General features: G+C 37.6%; 15 protein-coding genes. All 15 read left to right on the top strand.

Annotated elements, in window-relative coordinates; genetic code table 11:
• Positions 1-17 precede the first annotated feature (17 nt).
• Positions 18-734, top strand: coding sequence for a response regulator transcription factor (locus BFM98_RS12465; protein WP_016993215.1), 717 nt, complete (start codon positions 18-20; stop codon positions 732-734).
• Positions 731-2,266: a two-component system histidine kinase PnpS gene (pnpS, locus tag BFM98_RS12460; RefSeq protein ID WP_048393584.1), complete on the top strand. Its 1,536-nt coding sequence runs from the start codon at positions 731-733 to the stop codon at positions 2,264-2,266. Before BFM98_RS12465 ends, pnpS begins: the two co-directional genes overlap by 4 nt.
• Before the next feature lie 351 nt (positions 2,267-2,617).
• Positions 2,618-2,986 carry a CidA/LrgA family holin-like protein gene (locus BFM98_RS12455; RefSeq protein ID WP_048393586.1) on the top strand — a complete coding sequence of 123 codons (369 nt, stop codon included), beginning with the start codon at positions 2,618-2,620 and terminating at the stop codon, positions 2,984-2,986.
• Complete coding sequence (locus BFM98_RS12450; protein WP_004226253.1) at positions 2,983-3,696, top strand: LrgB family protein; 714 nt, start codon at positions 2,983-2,985, stop codon at positions 3,694-3,696. The genes BFM98_RS12455 and BFM98_RS12450 overlap by 4 nt, the downstream gene beginning before the upstream one ends.
• Positions 3,697-3,844: 148 nt before the next feature.
• Entirely contained in the window at positions 3,845-4,816 is a 972-nt protein-coding gene (gene hflK / locus BFM98_RS12445) for an FtsH protease activity modulator HflK (protein ID WP_048393591.1), read from the top strand.
• The gene (hflC, locus tag BFM98_RS12440; protein WP_048393593.1) at positions 4,816-5,826 is read left to right on the top strand and encodes a protease modulator HflC; all 1,011 of its coding nucleotides are present in this window, start codon (positions 4,816-4,818) and stop codon (positions 5,824-5,826) included. The genes hflK and hflC overlap by 1 nt, the downstream gene beginning before the upstream one ends.
• A gap of 185 nt (positions 5,827-6,011) precedes the next feature.
• Positions 6,012-6,428 (top strand): DNA polymerase I, encoded by a 417-nt coding sequence (locus BFM98_RS12435; protein ID WP_066037549.1) that lies wholly within the window; start codon positions 6,012-6,014, stop codon positions 6,426-6,428.
• Between the two features lie 280 nt (positions 6,429-6,708).
• The gene (locus BFM98_RS12430; protein ID WP_066037548.1) at positions 6,709-7,095 is read left to right on the top strand and encodes a hypothetical protein; all 387 of its coding nucleotides are present in this window, start codon (positions 6,709-6,711) and stop codon (positions 7,093-7,095) included.
• Between the two features lie 209 nt (positions 7,096-7,304).
• Complete coding sequence (polA, locus tag BFM98_RS12425; RefSeq protein ID WP_066037547.1) at positions 7,305-9,932, top strand: DNA polymerase I; 2,628 nt, start codon at positions 7,305-7,307, stop codon at positions 9,930-9,932.
• A gap of 12 nt (positions 9,933-9,944) precedes the next feature.
• Entirely contained in the window at positions 9,945-10,817 is an 873-nt protein-coding gene (gene mutM / locus BFM98_RS12420; protein WP_066037546.1) for a bifunctional DNA-formamidopyrimidine glycosylase/DNA-(apurinic or apyrimidinic site) lyase, read from the top strand.
• A gap of 13 nt (positions 10,818-10,830) precedes the next feature.
• Positions 10,831-11,427 carry a dephospho-CoA kinase gene (gene coaE, locus BFM98_RS12415; RefSeq protein ID WP_054549959.1) on the top strand — a complete coding sequence of 199 codons (597 nt, stop codon included), beginning with the start codon at positions 10,831-10,833 and terminating at the stop codon, positions 11,425-11,427.
• A 203-nt stretch (positions 11,428-11,630) separates the two neighbouring features.
• Positions 11,631-12,653 carry a glyceraldehyde-3-phosphate dehydrogenase gene (locus BFM98_RS12410; protein WP_004226274.1) on the top strand — a complete coding sequence of 341 codons (1,023 nt, stop codon included), beginning with the start codon at positions 11,631-11,633 and terminating at the stop codon, positions 12,651-12,653.
• Between the two features lie 187 nt (positions 12,654-12,840).
• Complete coding sequence (nrdR, locus tag BFM98_RS12405; protein WP_004226277.1) at positions 12,841-13,311, top strand: transcriptional regulator NrdR; 471 nt, start codon at positions 12,841-12,843, stop codon at positions 13,309-13,311.
• Positions 13,312-13,327: 16 nt separating this feature from the next.
• The gene (locus BFM98_RS12400; protein ID WP_048393607.1) at positions 13,328-14,692 is read left to right on the top strand and encodes a replication initiation and membrane attachment family protein; all 1,365 of its coding nucleotides are present in this window, start codon (positions 13,328-13,330) and stop codon (positions 14,690-14,692) included.
• Between the two features lie 27 nt (positions 14,693-14,719).
• Complete coding sequence (gene dnaI / locus BFM98_RS12395; RefSeq protein WP_255349866.1) at positions 14,720-15,649, top strand: primosomal protein DnaI; 930 nt, start codon at positions 14,720-14,722, stop codon at positions 15,647-15,649.
• Positions 15,650-15,975 lie beyond the last annotated feature (326 nt).

Raw genomic sequence — 15,975 nt, 5'->3', positions numbered from 1 at the left:
TAACGGAGGCATTAGACATGACAAAAACGATTTTAGTAATTGAAGATGAATTTTCGATTGCAACATTATTGAAATATAATTTAGAACAGGCAGGCTATGTAGTGGAAACGGCTGCTGATGGTCAGGAAGGGCTTGAAAAAGCAATCGACTTACAGCCAAATTTAATTCTTTTAGATTTGATGCTTCCAAAACTAGATGGCATGGAGGTCTGTAAACAAATACGACAACAACGTATGAATACGCCAATTATTATGCTAACTGCTAAAGATGACGAATTTGATAAAGTTCTTGGTCTTGAGTTGGGAGCAGATGATTACATGACAAAGCCTTTTAGTCCTCGTGAAGTTTTAGCGCGTGTCAAGGCTGTATTAAGACGTTTCACGCAAAATGTTGTCGCAGATGATAAGGATGAGGCGCAGGAAAAAATGTATGAGTTTGGACAATTGCGAGTGTACCCAGAGCGATTTGAAGTATTTTTACAGGATGAGGCACTGGAATTTACACCAAAAGAGTTTGAGCTACTCATCTATTTACTTGAAAATAAAAATCGTGTATTAACACGTGATCAGCTATTAAGTGCTGTATGGAAATATGATTTTGCTGGCGATACTCGAATTGTGGATGTACACATTAGCCACCTTCGCGATAAAATTGAAGAAAATAGCCGTAAGCCGATGTTTATAAAAACAATTAGAGGTCTTGGTTATAAATTTGAGGAGCCGAAAACGACATGAAATCGATGAGCAACCGCTTATTCTTGACATTCATGCTTTTACTTGGAACGATACTAGCTGTCCTAATGATTGTTATAGGTCAGCTTTTTCCTGTTTATATCGAGCAATATAACGAGCAAGCAACCACTGAGATACGGACATCAATGGACCAAGTAATCGATGAACGCAAAATGGATTTAACGAAGGAAGATCAGGAAGCTTTGTACGCAGCTCAGGCTATGGAACGAGACGAATCCTTATTGAACTATGTGCGTGCTCGCCTTTACGGAGTACTGGCTATTCTCTTTACCATCACGTTGATATTAATAGCAATTATAAGTCGTTATATGATACGTAACTTTACTGCACCGATTGATAATGTGACAGACACTGCCCTTGAGCTTGCAAAGGGTAACTATCGTGCACGTGCTCAAGAAAATGAGCATGAACGGATGATACCACTGAGTCATTCCATAAACATATTGGCACGGAATTTGCAAGATATTACAACGATACGTGAAGTAGAGGAAGAAAGACTGAAAACCTTAATTGAAAATATGGGGAGCTCCCTTATGATGATTGGTCGTGAGGGGAATATTTCCATTGTAAATCGAGTATTTCTGGAGCGCTTTGGAATGCAGCTTGATGATGTACAAGGAAAGGTTTTTCGTACAATAGGCTTACCTAAATCATTAGAACAATTTATCGATCATGTTTTTCTGACAGAAATGCCTTATCGACAACAAATTAAAATGGAAGTACAGCAAGAACTTTATAACAAAGAAGTTTATGGGGCACCGGTCATCGGGGACCACGGACGATGGCTAGGCGTTGTTATCGTTATGCATGATATAACGGAACTAGTTCGATTAGAACAAATTCGGAAAGACTTTGTTGCGAATGTATCACATGAATTACGCACACCTATTACATCTATTAAAGGCTTTTCAGAAACTTTATTGGATGGGGCCTATAAAGACGAAAAAATGCTGATTTCCTTTTTGGAGATTATATATAAAGAAAGTAATCGACTTCAAATGCTGATTCAAGATTTACTAGAGCTCTCAAAGATCGAGCAGCATGGTTTTACTGTCAATATTATGCCGATGGGCTTACAGGATGTTCTAATTCGTGGAGCAGAATTGACAGCTCCGCGATTGGATGAAAAAAATATGAGCTTCCAGGTGGATATCGAACGAGATGTCCAGGTTATGGGGGATGCCAATCGTATCATTCAGATTGTGACGAATTTAATTACCAATGCGATTACATATTCACCTGAAAACACGACTGTTTCTATTCGATTAAAGGAAAATGAAACACATGGCATTATCGAAATAGAGGATCAAGGAATTGGTATTGAAAAACATGAAATAGCGCGCGTTTTTGAAAGATTTTATCGGGTGGATCGAGCGAGAAGTCGTAATTCTGGTGGAACAGGCTTAGGCTTAGCGATTGTTAAGCATTTAGTCGAGGCGCATCATGGCCGAATTCAAGTAGAGAGTGAAGTCGGCATAGGAACTAAAATGATTGTCATGATTCCGAAAAATTAACAAATCCTTTACATGAACAACATGTTACATTCATATTTGGGCACTATACTTATTTCTAGAAACCCCCTATATGATTGTTAAGACGATGACCATAAAAATCTAATAGAAGATTTTTAACTGCTTTATATTCCCCACAGAAAGAATTTAGTGTTTTTTAGACACTAGGTTCTTTTTCTGTTTTACAGGGAACGTAAATAGGTGTAAAGTATAGTAGCATAAAGTTTAACAACCATCTTACCCGCGATTGTCTGTTAGACGAACGCTTTGACAGTCAGTGAATCAACCTTCTTATCATTCGAATCGTGTTTTCCTGACTGTTGAGGCAGAGAAAAAAATGAGAGAAGGATGACCATGAAAATCGTCAAAAGTATCGTGCAAATCGGCTATCTTTATATCCTATTATTAATCGGAAATACTATTGCACGCCTACTTCACTTGCCGATTCCAGGGAGTATAATAGGACTTGTCCTATTATTTTTACTGTTACAGTTTCATATAATCAAGCTTGAATGGATTGAATTAGGAGCAGCCGTACTATTAAGTGAACTCTTATTATTCTTTATTCCATCTGCCATTGGTGTTATTGATTATCATGCCTTATTTGGTGTGCAGGGAATGAAGGTTGTGCTGGTCATTGTTGTGAGTGCCATTGTGGTAATGTTTGTAACGGGGTATACAGCACAATGGCTAGAGCAGCGAAAGAAGGGTGATGCGATATGACTTTATTAATCGCCATTGTCAGCTTACTTGGGACCGTTGCTATTTTTTATATTTGTAAAATGTTTTATAAAAAATATAAAAAAGAATGGCTGACCCCTATGCTGATTACACCTTTAGTCATTATAGGTATTTTACTACTGACAGGTATATCTTATAAATCCTACAATTCTGGAGCGAGTGTCTTAACAAATTTACTAGGACCAGCAACCGTTGCGTTTGCCGTTCCTATATATAAAAATGTCAACCTATTAAAAAAACACGCATTTGAAATTTTCATCAGCATTGCTGTTGGTTCAGCGGTTGCTATTGTGTCATCCTTTATGATGGCTCTATTGGTGGGCTTAAATGATGAGTTGGTGCATAGTTTAGTGCCACGTTCTGTAACAACACCTATTGCGATGGATATTTCTAATATGATTGGTGGTTCTCCTACGCTTACAGCTGTTTTCGTTATGACGACTGGTATTTTAGGAAGCTTGTTAGCACCAATCGTTATCAAAGTATGTCGTTTTCACAGACCTTCATCTAGAGGATTAATGCTTGGTATGGGTGCTCATGGAACGGGTACATCAAAAGCATTTGAATTTGGAGAGCTAGAAGGCACATTTGCTAGTCTAGCGATGATCGTTGCTGCATTAATTAGTATTGTATTATCCACTACCATTTTCCCAGTATTTGAACATCTGGTTATCAATATCCTGTTGCCCTAAAAGGTAACAGGATTTTTTTGCATTGATAAGCTTTTGTTAAGTGAGAAACAGAGGATTCTGTCCTTTACAACCATTATATGAAAATATTTTGAAACTTTTTATAAGGGTTCACCGTAAACAATAGTACTAAGCAAAAGGAGGAACAGACATGAGTGTGAAAAGGACACTAATGATTGTTGGACTTGGAATATTTGGAATTATTGCACTTATTACAGTTTTTACTTCATGGTACACGGTAGATGAATCAGAGCAAGCTGTGGTTATTACATTTGGTCGTGCCGATGATACAGTAACAAATCCAGGTCTTCATTTTAAATTACCTTGGCCCGTCCAATCCGTAGAAATTTTGTCAAAAGAAACGTTTAGTCTGCAATTTGGTTATAAACAAAATAAAGCAGGTGAGTTAGAGGCATACGATGCCGAAACAAAAATGATTACGGGGGATGAAAATATTGTCTTAACAGACCTTGTTGTTCAATGGAAAATTACAGAGCCTAACAAGTTTTTATTTAATTCGCAGGATCCAGAAAGAATATTACATAGCGCGACATCGAGTGCCATTCGTTCTATAATCGGAAGCTCTTCTATCGATGCAGCGTTAACAGAAGGTAAAGCTGACATCGAAGCAAATACTCGCCAATTATTAGTTTCTCTTATTGAAAAATACGATATTGGAATAAGCGTTTTAGGTGTGAAATTGCAAGATGTAGAATTGCCAAATAAAGATGTGCGTGCAGCATTCACTGCTGTAACAGATGCACGTGAAATGAAAAATACAAAAATAAATGAAGCTGAAAAATATGAAAACCAACGCATTAGTGAAGCTGAAGGCGAACGTGATGCTATTATGTCGAAAGCAAAAGGAACTAAAACAGCCCGTATCGAGCAAGCACAAGGGGATGTAGCGGTCTTTAATAAAATGTATGAGCAATACAAGGGCAATCAGCAAATTACACGAGAGCGGTTAATTATAGAGACGCTTGAAAATGTCCTACCGAAAGCACAAATTTACATTATGAATGATGATGGTAGTACGATGAAGTATTTACCACTTCAGCAACTACAGCCTCAACAGTCGCAACAGACACAAACAGAGAAAAAAGAGGGGAGCGGTAACTAATGGACCAAAAAAATAAGGATCTAGAAAAATTCCTCAATTTCTTATCTGGCAAAAGTAAAAAAGCTGCTCCTTCAGAAGGTGATTCGGGAGACAATGTAGTTAAAATGTCGAAGAAAGGACCGAAGAATCCTAAAAAATATATCTCTCTAGCTGTAACCTTAACGGTCATATTCGCTCTAGTGATTACTTTATTAACGAATATTTATATAGTTAAAGAATCAGAGTATGCTGTTGTTCGGCAGTTTGGAGAGGTTGTTAAGTTTGAGCGTGAACCAGGTTTAAATATGAAAATTCCTTTTATTCAAAGTGTTACAAAGTTACCAAAAAACCAAATGACATATGAGATTTCGGAAGAAGAGATTAATACAAAGGATAAAAAACGAATTATTATTGATAATTATGCTGTATGGCGTATTACGGATCCTAAGCTATTGATTTCGAATGCTGGTACGATAGAAAAAGTTGAATCACGTATGGAAGAGTTCATTTATTCTGTTATTCGATCTGAACTTGGCCGAATTAACTATACGGAGATTATAAATGATGAGGATTCTTCTCGAGGCAGCATAAACGATCAAGTAACTGAACGTGTTAATGAACTTCTTTCCAACGATAACTATGGTATTGAAGTAGTAGATGTACGTATACGTCGCATTGATTTACCAACTGAAAATGAACAATCCGTTTTTACGAATATGATTTCAGATCGTGAATCAATTGCACAAAAGTATCTTTCAGAGGGAGATGCACAGAAACGTCGTATTGAGGCACAAACGGATCAACACGTACAAGAAATGCTTGCTAAAGCAAGTAAAGAAGCTGCTTTAATTCAAGCTGAAGGAGAAGCAGAGGCTGCAAAGATTTACAATAAATCTTTCTCTCAAGATCCTGAATTTTATTCTTTATACCGCACATTAGAATCCTATAAGAAAACGGTTGGGGAAGATACGGTTATTATCTTGCCAGCTACTTCACCATATGCCAACATCTTGTCTGGTTATATTAAATAAACGCAGTTTAAAGTCGTCTCTGTCTTGAAGGAGACGACTTTTTTGTTGTACTAGAATTATAACTATCCGTGAAATCGAATTATTATAGTATGAAAATAATAGAAATTTATAAGTTTGTATTCCCGAATCAGCTATAATTTGATAGAATGATAATGTTTAAAAAAGATTAGTTGGGGGTAAGGGCTTTGAAATTACAAATTAGCAAATGGCTCCAAAATTTAGGGATTGCTTGTAGTATAGCTTCGATATTAACACTTTTCTACCGTCTATCCGATTTTTCGTGGGTGACGAAAAGTGTTTATCATATACCAGTATTTTTTGTTTGTATCTTTTTAATCAGTATCATTATTACAGATGATGTAAGAAACCTTTTTAAGAAATTATTTTGGTATGAAAAAAGAAAGGTCAAGCGTCCTATTTGGCAAGTTGGAATTGGCTTAATCTTCTTTTTGGCACAAATTAGTACAGTAATGGTATTTAATCAAGAGCTAACATATCCACAATTAGGCGGCATGCCGTTATTTCTTGTGTTTGCTTTTATGAATGCATTTATATTAACTGTCATCTATGAAGAAGTTTTTTATCGTACTTCAAATCAATAATAACTATTAGGAACTTTCATTTACAGGAGACTTGTCCTTGAATGAAAGTTTTTGCTTTTTAGTAATGGATGTAATACGTCTTATGCCTTGTAAATACGTAAATTATTAACATTTGTCAGTATTGCCCTTATTTAATCTGTAGTACAGTCAAGTTATTGAGAATAGTCAATGACTAAACTTGATAGGCAGATGCATACATACCATATTGAATTTTTTAACCTAGTTTTAACCTTTAGTATGTATGATAAGCAAAGATTCATTTTAATAGGAGGTAATAAAGATGAAAAAGGTCGTGTTTGGAAGTGCTTTAGCAGTCGGATTATTATTTAGTGGGGCAGGGCAATCCTCTGCTAATAGCCTAATTCAACCAATTGATATTCAAGGCATGGATCTAGAATCAGCATTACAGGCAGTCCAATCACAGCGAGCACAGCTGTTAGAAAATCAGCTTAAGGATCAACTAGAGGATGTTCAACAACGAAATCAACAGCTAGCTGATTTGAATGCACAGCAAGGTCAAATGGATGCTTTAAGTAATTCTCAGCAAATGGATATGCTCCGTTTACAAAGCATGAATAGTAAACGAAATGAGGCTTTTGATGTAATGACTAATTTTGTAAAAAAAATGCAGGATAGTCGTTCATCTATTATAGGTAATATGCGTTAAGGAGTTAAAATATTTTAAACAAGTCAACCGCTGCGCGCGGTTGGCTTTTTTGAATGAATAGGAATGCTAAAGTAGCGGATAAAGTCTAAAAGTGGTGGATAAACCATTAAAAATAATGGATAACCTTGAGGATGGACGCCTGCTTTTTTTACTTGAAATGTATTGTTATGATAAAGTAGAAGAAGAAGACAACGCAGGAGGATAAAATCATGACCAAGGAAAAATTACTATTATTGGACGGTAATAGTTTAGCGTATCGCGCGTTTTTTGCGTTGCCATTGCTAACGAATGATAGTGGCATTCATACTAATGCTGTATACGGCTTTACAACAATGCTACAAAGAATATTAGAGGAAGAACAGCCAACCAAAATATTGGTTGCTTTTGATGCTGGGAAAACAACATTCCGCCATGAAACCTTTACAGAATATAAAGGAGGACGTCAAAAGACACCACCAGAATTATCAGAGCAATTTCCTTATTTACGAAAGCTTATTGATGCGTATGGTATTAAGCAATATGAGCAGGAGTTATATGAAGCGGATGATATTATCGGAACGCTTGCTAAAGAGGCTTCGTCGCAGGATATGGATGTTATCATCGTTTCTGGAGACCGTGATTTAACTCAGCTGGCGACAGAGCAAGTAACCGTTTATATAACGAAAAAAGGTATTACGGAAATAGAGAAAAATACACCAGCCTTTATTGCGGAAAAGTATGGGTTAACGCCGCTCCAAATTATTGATATGAAAGGCTTGATGGGGGATTCCTCCGATAATATTCCTGGTGTACCAGGCGTCGGGGAAAAAACGGCTGTAAAATTATTAAAAGAGCATGGCTCCGTTGAAGCACTTTATGAAGCAATGGATACATTGAAAGCTTCTAAAATGAAGGAAAAGCTTGTAGCTAATGAAGAGCAAGCCATCATGAGTAAGAAGCTGGCAACGATTTATACGCATGCTCCAATCACCATTTCACTGGCTGATCTTGCATATAATGGGCCAAAAGAAGATGAATTAATCAATGTGTGGCGTGAGCTTGGCTTTAAATCGCTGCTTGATAAAAGTGACTTTACAGTGCAAGAAGAAGAACAGGCGCCTCTCGATTATGACCTTGTCCAGGAAGTTCGACCTGAGGATTTAAAAGACGTGATGGCCGTGCATGTAGAGCTTGAAAACGAGCACTATCATACTTGTCAGCAGCTGGGAATTGCCTTATCAGATGGCGTAAAGACGCAATATATTCCATTTGATAAAGCAGCAAAATCAGATATTCTCCGTCGTTGGCTAGAAGATGCCACAAAAATAAAATATATGTCCGATTCTAAGGCAGCTCAAGCATCATTAAAGCGAGCTGGGATTCAATTAGCTGGCGTTGACTTTGATTTGCTACTTGCCTCTTATATTAATAATCCAGCATTAAGTGGCGATGATATCGCAACACTTGCAAGGGAACTAGGCTACTATGATGTCCAAGCAGATGAAGCGGTATATGGAAAAGGTGCCAAGCGTGCAATACCTGATTTGGACCAACTTGCACAGCATGTTAGCCGTAAAGCTTTTGCAGTATGGTCATTACAGCCGAAACTGGAAGCCTTATTAAAGGAAAATGAACAATTCGATCTTTATAAAAACCTAGAGCTACCATTGGCAGGAATTTTAGGTGAAATGGAAAGCGAAGGGATTACGGTTAACCGCGCTACGTTAGAGAAAATGAGGCAAGAGCTTAATGATAAACTTGTAGTAATTGAGCAAGAAATTTATGCAGAAGCTGGAGAAACCTTTAATATTAATTCACCAAAACAATTAGGTGTGATTCTATTCGATAAGCTAGGGCTACCTGTGATTAAAAAGACTAAGACAGGCTATTCAACTGCTGCAGATGTCCTAGAAAAATTACAGTCAGAGCATGCTATCATCGAACATATTCTGTTGTATCGCCAACTTGGAAAATTACAATCCACATATATTGAAGGCTTACTAAAGGAGATTCATGTAGCAGATAGTAAAGTGCATACGCGCTTCCAGCAAGCTTTAACTGCAACAGGGCGTTTAAGCTCAACAGATCCAAATTTACAAAACATCCCAATTCGTTTGGAGGAGGGCCGCAAAATTCGTCAAGCCTTTGTACCTTCAAAAGAGGATTGGATATTATTTTCTGCTGACTATTCGCAAATTGAATTACGCGTTCTTGCACATATGTCAGAAGATAAAAACCTTGTTGAGGCTTTCCGTGAAGGAATGGACGTTCATACACGTACAGCTATGGATGTATTTCATGTGTCAGAAGATGAGGTTGATAGTAATATGCGTCGCGCAGCGAAAGCTGTTAACTTTGGAATAGTCTACGGTATTAGTGATTATGGTCTATCACAAAACTTAGATATTACACGTAAGGAAGCGGCTAATTTTATTGAAAAGTATTTCGCAAGTTTCCCTGGTGTAAAACAGTACATGGATGACATTGTACAAAATGCGAAATTTAATGGTTATGTGACAACGATATTAAATAGACGCCGTTATTTACCGGATATAACAAGCTCAAACTTTAATTTAAGAAGCTTTGCTGAGCGTACGGCGATGAATACGCCAATTCAAGGTAGTGCAGCTGATATCATTAAAAAGGCAATGATTGATATGGATGCTCGATTGAAAAAAGAAAAGATGCAGGCAAAACTGCTACTTCAAGTGCACGATGAGCTAATCTTTGAGGCACCAAAGGAAGAGATTGCCTTACTCGAAAAAATTGTACCTGAAGTCATGGAAAACGCTATTGAGCTTGCTGTACCGCTTAAAGTAGATTTTAACCATGGCTCAACTTGGTACGAGGCAAAATAAGGAGGGATTCAAATGCCTGAATTACCAGAGGTAGAGGGTGTCGTCCAGGCATTGAAGCCAACAGTTGAAGGACGTACCATTCAACAGGTTCAGCTTTCTGAACAAGTACATTTCTCTTTTAGTGAGGGTAAACAATGTATTGTCAAACAAGCAGCACCTGATGCATTTGAAAGTACTTTGTCCCAGATGACCATTACCAAAATTGAACGAAGAGCAAAATATATTTTCTTTCATTTGCTGAAGGATGATGTTCCATATGTTCTTGTTAGTCACTTAGGGATGACAGGTGCTTGGTTTGTTGTGAATTCACCCGAAGAAATCAATGAGGCGAAATTTCAAAAGCATATCCATGCGACATTTGAAATGGCAGATGGGGGATACTTGATTTATTCAGATATTCGTCGATTCGGTGAACTTCGTTTTCTGACAAAAATTGAAGATCATGCACCATTGACAAAAATGGCACCAGAGCCATTTGATGAGCATGCATGTGATTTTTTTATAACAAAATCTAAGCTACCGAAATATGAAAATAAAGCCGTAAAAGAAGTAATTATGGATGGGCAAGTCATTTCGGGCTGTGGCAATATTTATGCAACAGAGGCATTGTTTGCTCAGAAAATTCACCCTGCACGCAAAATGAGCCGCATTAGTGAAAAGCGGAAGCGAGCATTATTTGAGGAGATTGTTGCTGTCCTACGTCAAAGCATTGAAGCGGGTGGTTCAACTATTTCTGATTATCGAAATATTAATGGGGAAGCAGGGAGTATGCAGAATCGATTAAAAATGTATGGGAAAAAGGTATGTCCAGCATGTGAAACGGCAACAAGTCAAATGACAATTGGAGGGCGTACCTCTGTCTATTGCCCAAATTGTCAACATTAAAGGGGATTTAGCAATGATTATCGGACTAACAGGAAGTATTGCAAGTGGAAAAAGTACAGTAGCTAAAATGATGAGCGAACTGGGTTTACCGATTGTTGATGCAGATGTTGTAGCACGAGATGTCGTAGAACCAGGAACTGAAACATTAGCATTGATTGCTGAAAGCTTCGGACAAGCTATCTTGCTTGAGGACGGCAATTTAAATCGAACTTTGCTGGGAGATATCATATTTCATGAGCCTGCCAAACGCAAAACGTTAAATGATATCATGCATCCAGCAATCAGAAAAGAAATGTTACGTCAGCGTGATGCTTATTTAGAAGCAGGACATGAACATGTTGTGATGGACATTCCTTTGTTATTTGAGAGTAAGCTTCAACATTTTGTGGAACGTATCATTGTGGTATCGGTCAGTGAAGAAGTTCAGCTTCGACGTTTAATGGAACGAAATAATTTATCTAAAGAAGATGCATTGGCACGTATGCACTCTCAACTGCCGATGTCTGTCAAAGAAAAGGGTGCACATGCGGTCATTTATAATAATGAAAATATAGAAAGTACAGAAGAACAATTAAAAAAAATCCTGCATTATTGGGATGTTATTTCATGAGTTCTTTTATAATGCGTAGCAAGCCGACCTTGCTACGCATTTTTTTATGGGGAAACGCCATAATAAAGAATAATTTTTCAGAAAATAAGAACTTTTATATTCTCAATATATAATGTTCATCTTTTTTAAAATTGTGTTATACTAATCACCATAAAGTATATAATTAATTAATCTGAGTATGTACTCACAGGAGGATATTATAAATGACAGTATCAATTGCTATTAATGGTTTCGGGCGTATCGGACGTATGGTTTTCCGCCAGGCTATCGTACAACAAGATTTAAACATCGTTGCAATTAACGCTAGCTATCCTGCAGAAACGTTAGCACATTTGATTAAGTATGACACAAATCACGGAACATTTGAAGGTACGGTAGAACCAGCAGGCGATGCTTTAGTTGTAAATGGTAAACGAGTTCAAATTATTAGTGAACGTGATCCTTTAAAATTACCTTGGTCTACAATGGGTGTAGATATCGTTATTGAAGCTACAGGAAAATTTAATGAACGTGATAAAGCAGCAATGCACTTAGCAGCAGGCGCGAAAAAAGTAATCTTAACAGCACCAGGTAAAAACGAGGATGTCACAATTGTTTTAGGTGTAAATGATGACAAATTGGATATTGCGAAACATGATGTTATTTCAAATGCTTCTTGTACAACAAACTGCTTAGCGCCAGTAGCAAAAGTATTGAATGACACATTTGGTATTGAGAATGGTTTAATGACAACAGTTCATGCTTATACAAATGACCAAAAGAACTTAGACAATCCGCATAAAGATCTACGTCGTGCACGTGGATGCGCCCAATCCATTATCCCAACATCTACAGGTGCAGCGAAAGCCTTAAAATTAGTGTTACCTGAATTAGAGGGTAAAATTCATGGTATGGCACTTCGTGTTCCAACACCAAACGTATCTTTAGTTGACCTTGTAGTAGATTTAAATACAGATGTAACAGTTGATGCAGTTAATGCAGCATTTGTAAAAGCGGCAACAGAAGGTCCAATGAAGGGTATCCTTAATTTCTCTGTTGAGCCATTAGTATCTTCTGATTACAATACAACAACTTATTCTTCAACAGTTGATGGACTTTCTACAATGGTGTTAGGCAACCGCAAAGTAAAAGTACTTGCTTGGTATGATAACGAGTGGGGCTACTCTGCACGCGTTGTTGACCTTGTGAAAAAAGTGGCAAATGCTTTAGAAACGGTAAACGCGTAATAATTTCTATAGATAGCACATTGAAATCGAAAAGGTTTCAATGTGCTCTTTTTTTACAGAAACTTTTCTTGTACTTCAGGTGCTTTAGATTTATCATGAGCCCACAAACGTGAATGCACTTTTCTTACATGTAGGAAATTTGTTATAATAGATATATTAAATTGTTGTAAACCAGGAGAGTAATTATATGAGATGTCCATCTTGCCAATTTAACGGAACGCGTGTTGTGGATTCGAGGCCAGTAGATGATAATAAAGAAATTCGTAGACGTCGTGAATGTGAGTCATGTGGCTTCCGTTTTACAACGTTTGAAAAAATTGAAGAGACACCATTAGTCGTTGTGAAAAAGGAAGGTTCACGAGAAGAGTTTAGCCGTGAGAAGGTACTTCGTGGGCTTATTCGTGCTTGTGAAAAACGCCCAGTGGCACTTGATGTGCTGGAGGAACTTGTTTTGTCCATTGAAAAAGATCTTCGTCGTATTGGAAATTCGGAAGTACGCTCAGAAGATGTTGGCGAAATGGTCATGGACCGCTTAGCCAAAATTGATGAGGTTGCCTATGTGCGTTTTGCGTCGGTCTACCGTCAGTTTAAAGATATCAATGTCTTTATTGAAGAAATAAAGGACATTATTCAACGTCAAACGGAGAAGAAATCATAGCAAACAGAGAGGATGAATGACGTTGATTCATTTATATAAGGAATTGCAGCCTGGCGATCCTTTCGACATTCGTCTACCTCATGCATTTTCTACACAAGAGCGTCAATTAGTTACATTATTTTATCAACCATTAACGGGATCAGAGCCAGTTAGCCTCTATTTAACATTATGGGCAGAAGCAGAGCAAATGCCAAAGCAGCAAATGACACATTATTATTTAATGAATGTGCTAGGGCTACCAATTGGTAAAGTGTTTGAGGCTCGTATTGCTTTAGAAGCTATTGGTTTGCTGCGTACATGGAAAAAAGAAAATGCTGGTGAGCGGAGTTTTTTATATGAGCTACAGCGCCCATTAGATGCAGATAGCTTTATGAAAGACCCGCTGCTGTCGATGTTTTTGTTTAGTAAAATTGGAGAGCAGGCTTATCGCAACTTACGTCAGCGCTTTATGTCACCTGTAAAGGACTCGGCGTTTAAGGATGTATCTCGTGCTTTTATTGATGTCTATAAGCCTGTTCATGCCAATATCCCATCAGATTTACAAGTGGATACGAGTCATAAGGATAAACAACAAAAAGTATATCCTTTTTATTTGGAGCAATTCGATTTTGATTTATTGCAAGCAGGTTTGTCTGAGCAATTGGTACCTTCCAATTTGTTGACATTTGAAGTGCGTGAAGCTATAGCCAAGTTGGCATTTTTATATCATTTAACAGCCCTTGATATGCAAAAAGTAGTCATACTTGCTTTAGATGATGATTTAGGAATTTCTCAGGAACGTTTACGAAAGGCTGCTGCTGATTTTTATAAATTAACCGTATCCAAGGAGCCGCCAAAACTTGCCCGTGTCACCGATCCTCTACCAGTAGCAGAAGCGGGACAAAAAACCAAGGATCAGGAACTTCAACACTATTTAGAAACAACGGCACCTGTCCAAGTTTTAAGAGATATAAATAATGGTAAAGAACCATTACAAACCTCAGTCCAACTTGCAGAAAATTTAATCGTTCAACATGGCATGCCAATTGGAGTGGTTAATGCATTGTTAGAATACGTTATGCTAACAACAGATATGAAGCTCCCTAAAAAATATGTGGAAACGATTGCTGATCATTGGGTACGAAAAAATGTCCAGACCGCTAAGGAAGCAATGGAACTTGCACGTCAAGAGCATGATAAATATACAGCTTGGAAAAACAAGCCGCAAACGTCCAATAAAACGAGTCAACAGACTAAAGGACGTTCAAGATATCAACGTGAAGAAAAAGTGCCTGAATGGTTCTATAAACGAAATGACAATCAAGAGGAATCTACCTCTAGTACTATAGATTTTGAAAAAGAGCGACAAAAAATATTAGAGATGCTAGGAAAAAGCGAATAGTAAAGAAGGTGAGCAGTAATCGAACCTATAAATGGACCACTAAAGCGAGCAATTAATGTACCCTCGTTCCAAGAACGCTATGAAGCCATGCGACGTGAAATTTTAGAGCACCCGCATGTGCAGGAATTTTTAGCGCAGCATGCAGATGAATTAAACTATGACAATGTTGAGCGAAATTTACCTAAACTGCATGAGTTTATTAGTCAATCTACTGAGTGCTGTGGGTGTGATAATACCGAACATTGTACAAACTATTTAAAAGGATTCATCCCGACATTAAGGGTTGTTCGGAATTCTATTGAAATGGACTATGTGCGCTGTGAGCAAAAGATTAGGGAAGAAGAACGCCGAGATGTTGCGAATATGATTGCAAGTATGCATATGCCAAAAGATGTGCTACAAGCAACAATTCATGATTTAAGTATTGATGATGAATCACGTGTGGCGATTGCACAAAAAGCAGCTCAATTTGTTAAAATAACAAAAGAAACTGGTCAATTACCTGCAAAAGGTTTTTACCTATATGGTAAATTTGGTGTAGGGAAATCCTTTGTACTTGGTGCATTGGCCAATGAATTAGCATCTATTAAAATCCGCTCTGTGGTAGTTTTCGTTCCAGAATTTTTACGAGAAATGAAAAATGCCATTGGCGATAATACATTGAATGAGAAAATAGATTATATTAAAAAGGCTCCTGTCTTAATGCTAGATGATTTAGGTGCGGAGACAATGACTGCCTGGACACGTGATGAAATATTGGGGACTATTTTCCATTATCGGATGGCAGAGCAATTGCCAACTTTTATTACGTCTAATTTTAACTATGAAGAATTAGAGCATCACTTAGCTCAGTCACAAAAAGGTGATATTGAGGTTGTCAAAGCGGGACGAATTATGGAGCGAATTAAAGCCCTAACAGTGCCAATCGAAATGCGAGGCAAAAATCGTCGGATGTAACATTGATAGTTGCATTTTTCGACAATCGAGCGTATACTGACTCATATACTTAATATCAATATGCATTGATGAGGACATGAATTTTGTGTATCAGCTTTTAGAGAGGGAAGTCATCGGCTGAAAACTTCCTAGTATGGGCACATTATTTACTACCTACTGAGCAGCGAAAGGGATAATCTTTCGCCGGTCCCTAGCCCGTTAGCTAGCCTTGAGCTTCGTCTGACTTTATCTAAGTCGGAAGGAAGAAGGGTGGAACCACGAGCATACGCTTCGTCCCTTTTGTGAGGGACGGAGCTTTTTTTATTTTTCTCAGATTTCATGGAAAT

The organism is Lysinibacillus sp. AR18-8, from assembly GCF_001705465.1.
Lineage (GTDB): Bacteria > Bacillota > Bacilli > Bacillales_A > Planococcaceae > Lysinibacillus > Lysinibacillus capsici.
Note: the sequence above shows the minus strand (reverse complement) of the source record. Positions and strands in the feature narration are given on the sequence as shown.